Raw genomic sequence first — 14959 nt, 5'->3', positions numbered from 1 at the left:
TGAGAGTTGTGGGAGCGGGCAAGCCCGCGAAGGGCTGCACAGCAGCCCCACTATGCGATCAGCGCTGGAACACTTCAGTCAGCAGGTTATGCATCGAACGGAACGCCCGCTCCGAGGTGCGCCGGTCATACTGCATCTTGCCCGGCACATTGGCGCCAGGGTCGGTGAACGAATGCACGGCCCCGCCATAGCTGAGCAACTGCCAGTCGACCTTGGCCGCATTCATCTCGTCTTCGAATGCCGGCAGCTGCTCTTTCGGCACCAATGGGTCCGATGCACCGTGCAGCACCAGCACCGAGCCCTTGATGCGCTTGGCATCCTCGGGGTTCGGCGTGTCCAATGTGCCGTGGAACGACACTGCCGCACGCAAGTCGGCGCCGCTGCGCGCCAGCTCCAGCGCACAGCAACCCCCAAAGCAGAAGCCGAAGGTGGCAACTTTGCCAGGCTCCAGCAGCGCCTTGGACTGCCCCAGCAACTGGGCCAGGGCCTCCTGCATGCGCTTGCGAAGTTCGCCGCGGTCATTCTTGAGCGGCATCATCGCTGCGCCCGCTTCGTCCGCATTGGACGGGCGCACCGACTGCCCATACAGGTCGGCGAGCAACACCACATAGCCCTTTTCGGCCACTTCCTTGGCGATGCGTTCGGCACCTTCGCCAATGCCCATCCAGTTAGGTGCCATGACCAGGCCCGGGCGCCCCAGCGCACCGGGCTCGTAGACCAGGCGGCTTTCGTAGGTTCGGCCGGACAGGTGATACACCAGCGATTCGACGATTACTTTGCTCATCAGGCACTCCATTGGCACTCGTCATAAAAAAGCCCGCCGAAGCGGGCTTTCCTCTGCATCAACTCAAGCAGACAGCTCGACCAGCAGCTTGTTCAGGCGACGAACGTACGCTGCCGGGTCTTTCAGGCTGTCCCCGGCCGCCAGGGCCGCCTGATCGAAGAGGATATGCGAGAGCTCGGCGAAACGGTCTTCGCTCTGCTCGTTGTCCAGCTTGTCGATCAGCGGGTGGCTCGGGTTGAACTCGAAGATCGGCTTGGACTCCGGCACTTTCTGCCCACTGGCCTCAAGGATCTGGCGCATCTGCAGGCCAAGGTCCTGCTCACCAATGGCCAGGATCGCCGGCGAGTCGGTCAGGCGGTGCGACACGCGCACTTCGGCCACGCTGTCACCCAATGCACCTTTCAGGCGCTCGACCAGGCCTTCCTTGTCCTTGGCGACTTCTTCCTGGGCTTTCTTGTCCTCTTCGGAGTCCAGCTTGCCCAGGTCCAGGTCGCCGCGGGCGACATCGACGAAGGCCTTGCCGTCGAATTCGTTGAGGTAGCTCATCAGCCACTCGTCGATGCGGTCGGTCAGCAGCAACACTTCGATGCCTTTCTTGCGGAAGACTTCCAGGTGCGGGCTGTTCTTGACCTGCGCGTAGGACTCACCGGTGAGGTAGTAGATCTTGTCCTGGCCTTCCTTGGCGCGCGCCAGGTAGTCGGCCAGGGCAACGCTCTGCTCGCCGCTGTCGTCGTGGGTGGAGGCAAAACGCAGCAGGCTGGCAATCTTCTCTTTGTTGGCGAAGTCTTCGGCCGGGCCTTCCTTCAGCACCTGGCCGAAGTTTTTCCAGAAACCCTTGTACTGCTCAGGCTCGTTCTTCGCCAACTTCTCCAGCATGTCCAGCACGCGCTTGGTCAGCGCGGTCTTCATCGAGTCGATGATCGGGTCTTTCTGCAGGATTTCACGCGACACGTTCAGCGACAGGTCGTTGGAGTCGACCACACCTTTGATGAAGCGCAGGTACAGCGGCAGGAACGACTCGGCCTGGTCCATGATGAACACGCGCTGTACATACAGCTTCAGGCCGCGTGGCGCTTCGCGCTGGTACAGGTCGAACGGCGCGCGGGCCGGTACATACAGCAGCGAGTTGTATTCAAGCTTACCTTCGACCTTGTTGTGGCTCCAGGCCAGCGGGTTCTCGAAGTCGTGGCCGATGTGCTTGTAGAACTCCTGGTATTCCTCGTCCTTCACGTCGCTGCGCGAACGGGTCCACAAGGCGCTGGCACGGTTGACGGTTTCCCACTCTTCGGCCGGCTGCTCTTCACCTTCGGCAGCCGCCTGCTCTTTCGGCAACTGGATAGGCAAGGCGATATGGTCGGAGTACTTCTTGACCACGTTGCGCAGGCGCCAGCCATCGGCGAACTCCTGCTCGTCCTTCTTCAGGTGCAGGACGATGCGGGTGCCGCGCTGGGGCTTGTCGACAGTGGCGACTTCAAACTCACCCTCGCCACGGGACGACCAATGCACGCCTTCGGCAGCCGGCTGGCCGGCGCGACGGCTGTACACGTCAACCTTGTCGGCAACGATGAACGCGGAATAGAAGCCCACGCCGAACTGGCCGATCAGGTGCGAGTCCTTCTTCTGGTCACCGGTGAGGTTCTTCATGAAGTCGGCAGTGCCGGACTTGGCGATGGTGCCCAGGTGGGTGATGACGTCTTCGCGGCTCATGCCGATACCGTTGTCCTCGAGGGTCACGGTACCCGCCTCCTTGTCGAAGCTCAGGCGAATCTTCAGGTCGGCGTCGCCTTCCAGCAACTCTGGCTTGGCCAGCGCCTCGAAGCGCAGCTTGTCGGCGGCGTCGGAGGCGTTGGAGATCAGCTCACGCAGGAAGATCTCCTTGTTCGAATACAAGGAATGGATCATGAGGTGCAGCAGTTGCTTTACCTCGGTCTGGAAGCCAAGCGTTTCTTTTTGAGTCTCCACACTCATGGTCTTCAAAACTCCGATCTGTTTGCAATGGCGCCTGGCGGGCGGTACAGCCTGCTTTAACGGCGGATGTCATGCAGATGGGGGCTGCCCGGATGATTTCAAGGGCTTTTGCGGGTCGATCTTGAAATGCGCGCGGGCCGTGGCGATCGGCGACTGGCGGTCGCCCTGCCAGGCGGTTATGGCCACGTTGGTTACCCGGCGCCCCTGGCGCCACAACTGGCACTGGGCATAGGTATCGCGCAACAGCCCGGCGCGCAGGTAGTCGATGGAGAAATCGATGATCTTCGGAATGCTGGCGCTGTCGCTGTAGATCAGCAGGTACAGCGCTGCCGACAGCTCCATGAAGCCGGCAATCACCCCGCCATGGATAGCGGGCAAGAGGGGGTTGCCGACAGTGTCCGGATTGGCCGGCAGGCGGAACAGCAGGTCATCCCCCTCGCGCTGGCATTCGATGCCGATCAACCCCGCGTAAGGGATCAATGCCAGCAAGGGGCGGTAGTCACCTTGCGCATGTGCTGCGTTGAGTTGCTGGCGAATGGCAGGCGGAATCATGACCCGCCCTCCTTCAGGCTGCTGCCGAAGCGGATGCCGCCCTTGACCTGCGGGCCCAACCGCATGAAGGTACCCACCACCTGGCAGATTGGCCGCTCGGGGTCGTCCTGGTAGGCGCTGCCACGGGTAAAGATCACGTCGCGGGTCACCCGGTAACACTGGGCATGCCCATGGATGTCCTTGCCCGGTACCGACGGGTGCATGTAGTCGATGCGCAGATCCAGGGTCGGGCATACCTCGAAGTGCGGCAGTACGCATAGCGTGGCCATGCCGCAGGTGGTATCCATCAGAGTTGTCAGCGCCCCACCGTGTACGGCACCGGTTTGCGGGTTGCCGACAATGGCCGGCGACCAGGGCAGGACCAGCGTCATGCCAGTTTCATCAGCCTGTGCCACACGCATCTGCAACAACTGGCAGTGTTTCAATGCCGAAAGAAAACGCTCGGCCATGGACATCAAGGTCGAATCACTCATAGGCTGTTACCACGTCCCTTCCAAACGGCATAGGTGGGTTCAAAAGTCCATGTAGAACGGGGCGTTATATATCTGAAACCTTCGTTGAACTTATTCCAAGTGGCTGCACTCGAAGGAACAAGTCACTTATCACACCAAGGAGAAACACCCCCATGCGTAAACCATTTGCTTTTGCTCTGATGCTGGCTGCTGCCATGGGCCTGGCTGCTTGCGATAAAGCGAGCGAAGACAAAGCCCAAGATGCGCAGGAACATGCCGAGCAAGCCCAGGAAAAGATGGGCGAAGCTCAGGATAAAATGAACGACGCCGCCAAGGAAAACGCCGAAGCTGCCAAAGATCAGGCTGAAGCCGAGCAAAAGGCTGCCGAAGAAGCCGCCCCGGCTACTCCGGCGCCGGCAGAACCTGCCAAGCAGTAATCAGCCCGATAAAAAAAACCCGACGTTGTCGGGTTTTTTTTGCGTTGAGTTCACGGTTAATCGTTTCAGTTCACTGCCACACCACCCTCTTTCAATGGCTCGCTGCTGACACTATCCGTGGGGGTAAAGACCATCACCTCCAGCACATCGGAATGGAACTCCCGACGGTACAAGATCAATACAACACCCACACTCATGCCCATGAACAACCACGGGCTGATGAACCAGCTCAACATGGCCATGCCGAAGTAGTAAGAGCGTAAACCAAGGTTGAACTGGTTGGCCGCCAGCGACAACACCCGTGCCGCCCGCGAGGCGAACGCCTTGCGCTCCAGTTCGTTGACCTGCCGTTCGCCAATCATCGGTGCCGAACCAACCAGTACGGCAGCAAAGTTGTATTGGCGCATGCACCAGCTGAAGGTGAAGAAGGCATACACGAAGACCATGGCCAGGCACAACAACTTGATCTCCGACATGCCCTGCGAAGTCTGCTGCACCAGCGGCAGGTCGGCCAACAGCGACAGCGCCCTGTCGGAGGCCCCCAGCACGGTGAGGATGCCGGCCAGAATGATCAAGGTGCTGGAGGCGAAGAACGAGGCGTTGCGCTCCAGGTTGCCGATCACGCTGGCATCGGCAATACGGTTATCGCGCAGCAACATGCGCCGCATCCAGTCTTCACGGTACAGGTGCAGCACGCTGGCCAGGCATGCGGTGTCGCGCCCTTTCCAGATTGCATACCGGGTATAACCACCCCAGCACAGGGCGAACCAGGCGACGGCCAGCAGGTTGTTGAGGTTGCTTTGGATGAAATTCATGCAGGATTCCCGAAAAGGCCAGGTGCCTGAAGGATAGGGACCGGGTTTCGACGCTGGCAAGCGGCAAAAGGCACACATTCCTGCTGAAATTCGTACTGCCGGTGTGGGCCAGAAAAAAGCCCCGCATCGTTGCCGATACGGGGCTCTGCAGCTTGCACCTTGGCGGGCACCCTTCGGCTTGTGGCCGGTGCCGCCCCAAGGCTTGGCCCGGCGCGTCAGGCCAGCGCTTCGCGCGGCTTGCCCAGCATGCGGTCGCAGGCGACGGCGCCCACCAGGGTTACCACCGACGGCACCAGCCAGGCCATGCCGGCATCGCTCAACGGCAGGTGCGCCATGAAGTCCGGGAGCATGTGGGCAAGGCTGCTGCCCTTGATCGCATCGACCATGCCGAACACCAGCGACACCAGCATGACCGGCGCCAGGATACGGGTCGGCGAATGCCACAGGTCTTTGACGAAACTCAGGCCGACGACCACGATGCAGGGCGGGTAGATGGCGGTCAGTACCGGGATCGAGAACATGATCAACTTGGTCAGGCCAAGGTTGGAAATCAACAGCGAGAAACCGGCCAGGATCACCACCAGGGCGCGGTACGACAGCGGCAGGATCTGGCTGAAGTACTCGGCGCACGCGCAAGTCAGGCCCACCGCAGTCACCAGGCAGGCCAGGGCGATCAGCACCGCAAGGAAGCCGCTGCCCAACGAACCGAAGGTGTGCTGCACGTAGGCATGCAGAACGGCCGCGCCATTGGTGGCATCTGCCGCGATATCATGGCTGGTGGCGCCCAGACGGAACAGGCTGATGTAGACCAGGGCCAGGCCGACACCGGCGATAAGGCCGGCGATAATGGCATAACGGGTGATCAGCTTCGGCGACTCGACACCGCGCGAGCGGATGGCGTTGACGATGACGATACCGAACACCAGGGCCCCCAGGGTATCCATGGTCAGGTAGCCATCGGAGAAGCCTTTGGAGAAGGCCGCTGCCGCATAAGCCGGCTGCGCGTCACCCATGCCCCCTGCCGGCAGGGCAAAGGCGGCAATCCCCAGTACGGCCAGGGCGATGATCTTCAGCGGCGCCAGGAAGCGGCCCACGGTATCGAGCAACTTGCCGGGGTACATCGACACGGCCAGCACCACTGCGAAATACACCAGGCTGTAGATGAACAGCGCCAGCGGGCTTTCCCCGGTCAGCGGAGCAACACCCACTTCGAACGAAACGGTCGCGGTACGCGGGGTGGCGAACAAGGGGCCGACCGACAGGTAGCAGACAGCCGCCAGCAAGCCGCCGAAGAATTTGCCGATCGGGCTGCTCAGGGCATCCATGCCACCACCGACCTTGGCCAGGGCGACCACAGTGATGACCGGCAAGCCTACGGCCGTGACCAGGAAGCCCAGGGCCGCCATCCACACATGGGGGCCGGACTGCAGGCCGACGATAGGCGGGAAGATGATGTTGCCTGCACCCACAAAAAGCGCAAACGTCATAAAGCCAAGCGCCAGGATATCCTGGCCTTTGAGAACTTTCATTTTAAGGTAGTACCACACTGCTGAAATCGGGATTCGAGAGGGGATTTCCCTTTGGATGAGGGGAAATGCTGCCCGGCTTGATAGGCCAGACCCGTTTAGCGTGTCGTTCCCTTTTGGGGTACGGGCACAGAGTGAGCGCGTAATGTAACCGTTTTGTCAGTCAAACGCACTGGAACAGTGCTGCTTGTCCGATGTGCGTACATGTTTGTCGTCTGTGCGACCGAAGACAGAGGGAATTATCCTCGGTTTAAAAGCCGCGTCTGTATGAAAATTCCTATCAAACCCATCGAAAAATCTACAGCGCCTGCTCTGGCCTCTTCGCGGGCTTGCCCGCTCCCACAGGGCTCACCACATTCAGAACCTGTGGTGATACCTGTGGGAGCGGGCAAGCCCGCGAAGAGGTCGGCACAGGAATACCGAAAACCCACAAACGACAAAGGCCACCCGAAGGTGGCCTCTGTGCGCGTGGGGGGTGTAGCGGTATTACTTCTTGGCTTCCCAACCGGTCAGCTCGGCCAGGGCCTTGCCGATGTCGGCCAGGGAACGCACGGTTTTCACGCCCGCGTCCTGCAGGGCTGCAAACTTCTCGTCTGCAGTGCCTTTGCCGCCAGAAATGATGGCGCCAGCGTGGCCCATGCGCTTGCCCGCAGGTGCGGTAACACCAGCGATGTAGGAAACGACAGGCTTGGTCACGTGGGCCTTGATGTAGGCCGCTGCTTCTTCTTCAGCCGAACCGCCGATCTCGCCGATCATGACGATCGCTTCGGTCTTCGGGTCTTCCTGGAACAGCTTCAGGATATCGATGAAGTTGGAGCCCGGGATCGGGTCACCACCGATACCGACACAGGTCGACTGGCCGAAGCCGGCGTCGGTGGTCTGCTTCACAGCTTCGTAGGTCAGGGTGCCGGAGCGCGACACGATACCGACCTTGCCTGGCAGGTGGATGTGGCCTGGCATGATGCCGATCTTGCACTCGCCCGGGGTGATGACACCTGGGCAGTTAGGGCCGATCAGGGTCACGCCCAGCTCGTCGCACTTGACCTTGGCATCCAGCATGTCCAGGGTTGGAATGCCTTCGGTGATGCAGACGATCAGCTTGATGCCGCCGAAGGCTGCTTCCAGGATCGAGTCCTTGCAGAAAGGAGCCGGTACGTAGATGACCGAAGCATCAGCGCCGGTAGCTTCCACGGCTTCCTTCACGGTGTTGAACACCGGCAGGCCCAGGTGGGTGGTGCCACCCTTGCCTGGGGTTACGCCGCCGACCATCTTGGTGCCGTAGGCGATGGCCTGTTCGGAGTGGAAAGTACCCTGCGAGCCGGTGAAGCCCTGGCAGATGACTTTGGTGTCTTTATTGATCAGGACGCTCATTACTTGCCCTCCGCAGCTTTGACAACTTGTTGAGCAGCGTCGGTCAGGCTGGTTGCCGCAATGATGTTCAAACCGCTTTCTGCCAGTACTTTAGCGCCCAGTTCGGCGTTGTTGCCTTCAAGGCGAACGACGACCGGAACCTTCACGCCGACTTCTTTCACTGCACCGATGATGCCTTCGGCAATCATGTCGCAACGAACGATGCCGCCGAAGATGTTGACCAGAACGGCCGCGACATTGCTGTCGGACAGAATGATCTTGAACGCTTCGGTAACGCGCTCTTTGGTAGCACCGCCGCCAACGTCGAGGAAGTTGGCAGGCTTGCCGCCGTGCAGGTTGACGATGTCCATGGTACCCATGGCCAGGCCGGCACCGTTGACCATGCAGCCGATATTGCCTTCCAGGGCAACGTAGTTCAGTTCGAACTTGGCAGCGTGGGCTTCACGGGCGTCGTCCTGCGACGGGTCGTGGAAGGTTTTCAGCTTAGGCTGACGGTACATGGCGTTGGCGTCGATGTTGATCTTGGCATCGAGGCAGTGCAGGTCGCCATCGGCCTTGATCACCAGCGGGTTCACTTCCAGCAGCGCCAGGTCGTGATCCTTGAACAGCTTGGCCAGGCCTACGAAGATCTTGGCGAACTGTTGAACTTGCTTGCCTTCCAGGCCCAGCTGGAATGCCAGCTCGCGACCCTGGAACGGCTGTGCGCCAACCAGTGGGTCGATGGTGGCCTTGAGGATTTTCTCAGGCGTTTCGTGAGCGACCTTCTCGATGTCCACGCCACCTTCGGTGGAGGCCATGAACACGATGCGGCGGCTCGAACGATCGACTACAGCGCCCAGGTACAGCTCTTTGGCGATGTCAGTGCAGGATTCGACCAGAATCTTGGAGACGGGTTGACCGTTGGCATCGGTCTGGTAGGTAACCAGATTCTTGCCCAACCACTGTGCAGCGAACGCCTTGGCGTCTTCCTTGCTGCGAACCAGCTTGACGCCGCCCGCTTTACCGCGACCACCCGCGTGAACCTGGGCTTTGACTACCCACTCGTTCCCGCCGATCTTGTCGCAGGCTTCTGCAGCTTGCTCAGGGGTATCGACTGCGAAACCCTTGGAAACTGGCAGGCCGTACTCAGCGAACAGCTGCTTACCCTGATACTCGTGAAGATTCATGCTTTTTACCGTCTTCGTTAGGTACTGCGCTTCGGCGCTGCGCCATCACTGGCGCCGCGCCACCTGTGACCGTTGACCCCGGGTTATCCCATGTGATCCGGTCCGGCGGACGTTCCGCGGTGAGTCATGCACGCAAGACTCACGACGGGCTGCCCGCCGTGGTTTCTTATGATTAACGCTTCTTACGGTTGGCCACGTGAATGGCGCCGCCATTCACAGCCAGCGCTGCTTCATGCAGCGCTTCGGACAGGGTTGGATGGCTGAAGACCATCATGCCCAGGTCCTCGGCACTGGTGCCGAATTCCATTGCGATTGCGCCCTGCTGCACCAGTTCGGCAGCCGATGGGCCAATCACGTGTACACCCAGCACGCGGTCGGTCTTGGCGTCGGCGATGACCTTGACGAAACCACCGGTGTCGTTGGCCGCCATCGCACGGCCGCTGGCCGCGAACGGGAAGGTGCCTACGTTAACCTCAACACCCTCGGCCTTCAAGGCTTGTTCGGTCTTGCCGACCCACGCGATTTCCGGGTGGGTGTAGATCACCGAAGGGATCAGGTCGTAGTTCATCTGGGCCTTGTGGCCCTTGATGCGCTCAACCACCATGATGCCCTCTTCCGAGGCCTTGTGCGCCAGCATCAGGCCACGCACCACGTCACCGATGGCATAAACGCCCGGCACGCTGGTCGCGCAGTGGTCATCGACGTAGATGTAGCCGCGCTCGTCGATGGTCACGCCGCTGTCGGAAGCCAGCAGGTCGGTGGTCACCGGACGACGTCCGACCGCAACGATCAGCTTGTCGAAGGTGATCTTCTGCTCGCCTTCGGCGTTGGTGTAGGTGACTTCGACTTCGTCGCCGTTGACTTTCGAGCCGGTGACGCGAGCGCCCAGCTTGATGTCCAGGCCTTGTTTGGTCAGGGTCTTCTGGGCTTCTTTCGACACGGCAGTGTCGGCAGCCATCAGGAAGGTGTCCAGGGCTTCCAGCACGGTGACTTCAGCACCCAGGCGAGCCCACACCGAGCCAAGCTCCAGGCCGATGACGCCAGCACCGATCACGCCCAGGCGCTTGGGTACGGCCTGGAATTCCAGGGCGCCGGTGGAGTCGACGATGACGTTCTGGTCGACAGGCGCTGGCGGAATGTCGATCGGACGCGAGCCGGAGGCCAGGATCACGTTCTCGGCTTCGATCACTTCGGTGGTGCCGTCAGCCTTGGTGACTTCGACCTTCTTGCCCGCCAGCAGCTTGCCGTGGCCCTGGATCGAAGTAACACCGTTGGCCTTGAACAGGGTGGCCACGCCACCGGTCAGGTTCTTGACGATGCCAGCCTTGCGGCCAACCATCGCGGCAACGTCCATCTTCACTTCACCGGTGGAGATACCATGCACGTTGAAGCTTTCTTTGGCTTCCTTGTACTTCCAGGAGCTGTCCAGCAGGGCCTTGGAAGGAATGCAACCGACGTTCAGGCAGGTGCCGCCCAGGGCCAGCTTGCCCTCGGCGTCGGTGTACTTCTCGATACAGGCAGTCTTCAGACCGAGTTGTGCGGCCTTGATGGCAGCGACATAACCGCCAGGACCTGCACCGATTACCACTACGTCGAATTTCTGGGTCATAAAAGATTCCTTTTGAGCTTCAAGCAGCAAGCTGCAAGCTGCGAGACAGACAGGCTTCGACTTGAAGCTTGCCGCTCGCAGCTTACAGCCGCGCGATTAGATGTCCAGCAGCAGGCGAGACGGATCTTCCAGCAGGTTCTTGATGGTCACCAGGAAGGTTACCGCTTCCTTGCCATCGATCAGGCGGTGATCGTAGGACAGCGCCAGGTACATCATCGGGCGAATCACCACTTGGCCGTTAACGGCCATCGGGCGCTGGATGATGTTGTGCATGCCGAGGATCGCGGCCTGCGGCGGGTTGACGATCGGGGTCGACATCATCGAACCGAAAGTACCGCCGTTGGTGATGGTGAAGGTGCCACCGGTCATCTCTTCGATCGACAGCTTGCCGTCACGGGCCTTCTTGCCGAAGGTGGCGATGCCGTTTTCGATTTCGGCCAGGCTCATCGATTCGGCGTTACGCAGTACCGGTACCACCAGGCCACGGTCGCTGGACACCGCGACGCCGACGTCGGCATAGCCGTGGTAGACGATGTCGTTGCCGTCGATCGAGGCGTTGACCGCCGGGAAACGCTTCAGCGCCTCGGTGGCAGCCTTGACGAAGAACGACATGAAGCCCAGGCGCACGCCGTTGTGGGTCTTCTCGAACAGGTCCTTGTACTTCGAACGCAGGGCCATGACTTCGGTCATGTCCACTTCGTTGAAGGTGGTCAGCATGGCCATGCTCGACTGGGCTTCTACCAGGCGCTCGGCGATCTTGGCACGCAGGCGGGTCATCGGTACGCGCTTCTCGGTACGGTCGCCAGCAGCGGTGACCACCGGAGCAGCAGCAGCGGCAGCAGGCTTGGCAGCCGGCGCAGCGGCAGGTGCCGACTTCTTGTTGGCAACAGCTGCAACCACGTCTTCCTTGGTGACGCGACCGCCTTTGCCGGTACCGGCAACGCTGGCCAGGTCGATACCGTTTTCTTCAGCCAGCTTGCGCGCAGCCGGGGCGGCGACCGGGTCGTCTTCGCCAGCATCGGCAGCTGCCGCAGCGGGTGCAGCGGCAGGTGCAGCGGCGGCGGCAGGTGCGGCAGCAGCGCCGCCTTCAACGATCGAACCCAGCACCTCGTCGGACAGGACGGTGTCGCCCTCGCCCTTGACGATGTCGCCCAGCACGCCGTCAGCGGTAGCCAGCACTTCCAGGACGACCTTGTCGGTCTCGATGTCGACGATCAGCTCGTCACGCTTGACGGCTTCGCCCGGCTTCTTGTGCCAGGTGGCAACGGTGCCATCGGCAACCGATTCCGGGAAGGTTGGGGCTTTGATCTCGATAGCCATTATCTGTATTTCCTTAAATTCGGTTTCAGGTGCGCGAAGGCGTTAGACAGTGAAGGCGTCTTGCAGCAGTTTTTCCTGCTGTTCGGCGTGCTTCGAAGCGTAACCACAAGCTGGCGCGGCGGAAGCGTCGCGGCCGGCGTATTCCAGGACCAGTGCCTTGTTGTGGCGGCCCAGGATACGGCGCATGTGGTGCTGGCTGCTGTACCAGGCACCCTGGTTCATCGGCTCTTCCTGACACCACACGGCATGCTGGAGGTTGGTGTACGGCGCCAGGATTTCGACCAGGTCGTCCTCCGGGAACGGGTACAGCTGCTCGATACGCACGATGGCGATGTCTTCGCGGCCCTCGGCACGGCGTTTCTCCAGCAGGTCGTAGTAGACCTTGCCGCCGCACAGGACCAAGCGCTCGACCTTGGCCGGATCGAGGTTGTCGATTTCCGGGATCACGGTCTGGAACGAGCCTTCGGCCAGGTCTTCCAGGGTCGAAACGGCCAGTTTGTGACGCAGCAGCGACTTCGGTGTCAGCACGATCAGCGGCTTGCGCAGCGGGCGAATGACCTGACGACGCAGCAGGTGGTAGATCTGCGCCGGCGTGGTTGGCACGCAGACCTGGATGTTGTGCTCGGCACACAGCTGCAGGTAACGCTCCAGGCGCGCGGAGGAGTGCTCCGGGCCCTGCCCTTCATAGCCGTGCGGCAGCAGCATGGTCAGGCCACACAGGCGACCCCACTTGTGCTCGCCGCTGGTGATGAACTGGTCGATGACCACTTGCGCACCGTTGGCGAAGTCGCCGAACTGGGCTTCCCAGATCACCAGCGCGTTCGGCGTGGTGGTCGAGTAGCCATATTCGAAGGCCAGCACGGCTTCTTCCGACAGGAAGGAGTCGTACAGCTCGAACATCGGCTGGCCCGGGAACAGGTTCTTCAGCGGTACGTAGGTGCTGGCATCCTTCTGGTTATGCAGCACTGCATGGCGGTGCGAGAAGGTGCCACGGCCGATGTCCTGGCCGGTCATGCGGATCGGGTGACCTTCGAACTGCAGGGTGGCGTAAGCCATGGTCTCTGCATAGCCCCAGTTGATCGGCAAGCCACCGGCCTGCATCTTCTGGCGGTCTTCGTAGATCTTCGCCACCTGGCGCTGGACGACGAAGCCTTCCGGGATTTCCAGCAGCTTGGCCGACAGGTCCTGCAAGGTCTTGAGGTCGAAGCGGGTGTCGTGACGCGCAGTCCAGGCATGGCCCAGGTAGGGGCGCCAGTCGACGAACAGCTCGCGGTTCGGCTCCTTGACCAGGCTTTTCACCACGTGCAGGCCGTTGTCCAGCGCGTTGCGGTACTCGTCGATCTTCGCCTGGGCACGCTCGGCATCGATACGGCCAGCCTGGATCAGCGACTCGGCGTACAGCTCGCGGGTGGTACGCTGCTTGGTGATCTGCTGGTACATCAGCGGCTGGGTGCCGCTCGGCTCGTCGGCCTCGTTGTGGCCGCGACGGCGGTAGCAGACCAGGTCGATGACCACGTCACGCTTGAACTGCATGCGGTAGTCAATGGCCAGCTGGGTGACGAACAGCACTGCTTCCGGGTCATCGCCGTTCACGTGCAGGATCGGCGCCTGGATCATCTTGGCCACGTCAGTGGCGTACTCGGTGGAGCGCGCGTCCAGCGGGTTGCTGATGGTGAAACCAACCTGGTTGTTGATCACGATGTGCACGGTGCCGCCGGTCTTGAAACCGCGGGTCTGCGACATCTGGAAGGTTTCCATGACCACACCCTGGCCGGCGAATGCAGCGTCGCCGTGGATCGAGATCGGCAGCACCTTGTCGCCAACGGTGTCGTTGCGGCGGTCCTGACGGGCGCGCACCGAACCCTCGACCACCGGCGAAACGATTTCCAGGTGGGACGGGTTGAACGCCATGGCCAGGTGCACTTCGCCACCGGAGGTCATCACGTTCGAGGAGAAGCCCTGGTGATATTTCACGTCACCGGAGCCCAGCTCGTTCATTTTCTTGCCTTCGAACTCATCGAACAGCTCGCGCGGGTTCTTGCCGAAGGTGTTCACCAGTACGTTCAGACGACCACGGTGGGCCATGCCGATGACCACTTCCTTGGTGCCGTAGGAGCCGGAACGCTGGATCATTTCGTCCAGCATCGGGATCAGGCTCTCACCACCTTCCAGGCCGAAGCGCTTGGTGCCTGGGTACTTGGTGCCCAGGTATTTTTCCAGGCCTTCACCGGCGGTGACGCGCTCGAGCAGGTGGGCCTGCACGTCAGCGGAGAACTCCGGACGGCCGCGCACGCTTTCCAGGCGCTGCTGGAACCAGCTGCGCTGCTCGGAATCGACGATGTGGGTGAACTCGGCGCCAATGGTGCGACAATATGTCTTCTGGAGTGCATCGAAGATGTCGCGTAGGCTCGCCTCCTCTTTGCCGATGAACAGGTCGCCGGCACGGAAGGTCGTATCAAGATCGGCATTGGTCAAGCCGTAGTGATTGATCGACAGGTCTACGGGCGCAGGGCGCTGCCACAACCCCAACGGGTCGAGCTTGGCAGCCTGATGGCCGCGCATACGATAGGCCTGGATCAGTCGCAGAACTTCAACCTGCTTCTTCTCGTGTTCACTGCTCACGCTCCCGGCAGATACCGGTTGGGCGCGGCGCTGGTTCTTTGCCAGCAGTACGAAATGGTCGCGGATTGTCGAGTGCGATACATCAGTAGCGGTGCTGCCGTCGGCTGGCAACTTCTGGAAGTAAGTGCGCCACTCTTCTGGCACAGCGTTAGGGTCGTGCAGGTAGAGCTCGTAGAGCTCTTCCACATATGCAGCGTTACCACCTGAAAGGTGGGCGCTATCCCACATGCGCTGCATCACGCTTTCTTGCATGCTTGGTCACCCTCGATTAGGGGACTGATCGGCGAGAGCCGAAGCAAACCTGGAAAAGTCCGAAAACAGCGACTGAACCACGCCA

The 14959-nt window shown here is 61.0% G+C and carries 12 protein-coding genes; 1 reads left to right on the top strand and 11 read right to left on the bottom strand.

Annotated elements, in window-relative coordinates; translation table 11 throughout:
* Positions 1-58 precede the first annotated feature (58 nt).
* The 4 genes from ACF8SD_RS15725 to ACF8SD_RS15710 form a co-directional block, all read right to left on the bottom strand.
* On the bottom strand, positions 59-784 hold the full coding sequence (locus ACF8SD_RS15725) for a dienelactone hydrolase family protein (RefSeq protein WP_009684696.1): 726 nt from the start codon (positions 782-784) through the stop codon (positions 59-61).
* A gap of 63 nt (positions 785-847) precedes the next feature.
* A complete protein-coding gene (htpG, locus tag ACF8SD_RS15720) occupies positions 848-2752 on the bottom strand; it encodes a molecular chaperone HtpG (RefSeq protein WP_029887686.1) in 1905 nt (634 codons plus the stop codon).
* 69 nt (positions 2753-2821) lie between these two features.
* Positions 2822-3304, bottom strand: coding sequence for a PaaI family thioesterase (locus tag ACF8SD_RS15715; protein WP_173888271.1), 483 nt, complete (start codon positions 3302-3304; stop codon positions 2822-2824).
* Complete coding sequence (locus ACF8SD_RS15710; RefSeq protein ID WP_173888269.1) at positions 3301-3777, bottom strand: PaaI family thioesterase; 477 nt, start codon at positions 3775-3777, stop codon at positions 3301-3303. The genes ACF8SD_RS15715 and ACF8SD_RS15710 overlap by 4 nt, the downstream gene beginning before the upstream one ends.
* Positions 3778-3929: 152 nt before the next feature.
* Between ACF8SD_RS15710 and ACF8SD_RS15705 the strand changes: the two genes are divergently transcribed.
* Positions 3930-4193, top strand: coding sequence for a hypothetical protein (locus tag ACF8SD_RS15705; protein WP_009684700.1), 264 nt, complete (start codon positions 3930-3932; stop codon positions 4191-4193).
* A 65-nt stretch (positions 4194-4258) separates the two neighbouring features.
* On the opposite strand, the gene ACF8SD_RS15700 is transcribed toward ACF8SD_RS15705, so the two are convergent.
* The 7 genes from ACF8SD_RS15700 to ACF8SD_RS15670 form a co-directional block, all read right to left on the bottom strand.
* A complete protein-coding gene (locus ACF8SD_RS15700) occupies positions 4259-5008 on the bottom strand; it encodes a DUF599 domain-containing protein (RefSeq protein WP_009684701.1) in 750 nt (249 codons plus the stop codon).
* 215 nt (positions 5009-5223) lie between these two features.
* Positions 5224-6537, bottom strand: a complete 1314-nt coding sequence (gene brnQ / locus ACF8SD_RS15695) for a branched-chain amino acid transport system II carrier protein (RefSeq protein WP_173888267.1) — start codon at positions 6535-6537, stop codon at positions 5224-5226.
* Positions 6538-7020: 483 nt separating this feature from the next.
* Positions 7021-7905 carry a succinate--CoA ligase subunit alpha gene (gene sucD / locus ACF8SD_RS15690; protein WP_003254203.1) on the bottom strand — a complete coding sequence of 295 codons (885 nt, stop codon included), beginning with the start codon at positions 7903-7905 and terminating at the stop codon, positions 7021-7023.
* Positions 7905-9071 carry an ADP-forming succinate--CoA ligase subunit beta gene (gene sucC, locus ACF8SD_RS15685; protein WP_003254205.1) on the bottom strand — a complete coding sequence of 389 codons (1167 nt, stop codon included), beginning with the start codon at positions 9069-9071 and terminating at the stop codon, positions 7905-7907. The genes sucD and sucC overlap by 1 nt, the downstream gene beginning before the upstream one ends.
* A 172-nt stretch (positions 9072-9243) precedes the next feature.
* On the bottom strand, positions 9244-10680 hold the full coding sequence (lpdA, locus tag ACF8SD_RS15680; RefSeq protein WP_173888265.1) for a dihydrolipoyl dehydrogenase: 1437 nt from the start codon (positions 10678-10680) through the stop codon (positions 9244-9246).
* 96 nt (positions 10681-10776) lie between these two features.
* Positions 10777-12000: a 2-oxoglutarate dehydrogenase complex dihydrolipoyllysine-residue succinyltransferase gene (gene odhB, locus ACF8SD_RS15675; RefSeq protein WP_054881175.1), complete on the bottom strand. Its 1224-nt coding sequence runs from the start codon at positions 11998-12000 to the stop codon at positions 10777-10779.
* A 42-nt stretch (positions 12001-12042) separates the two neighbouring features.
* Complete coding sequence (locus ACF8SD_RS15670; protein ID WP_173888263.1) at positions 12043-14874, bottom strand: 2-oxoglutarate dehydrogenase E1 component; 2832 nt, start codon at positions 14872-14874, stop codon at positions 12043-12045.
* Between the last annotated feature and the right edge of the window lie 85 nt (positions 14875-14959).

The organism is Pseudomonas sp. CJQ_9 (assembly GCF_043106615.1).
In the GTDB taxonomy this organism is placed as follows: Bacteria; Pseudomonadota; Gammaproteobacteria; order Pseudomonadales; family Pseudomonadaceae; genus Aquipseudomonas; species Aquipseudomonas juntendi.
Note: the sequence above shows the minus strand (reverse complement) of the source record. Positions and strands in the feature narration are given on the sequence as shown.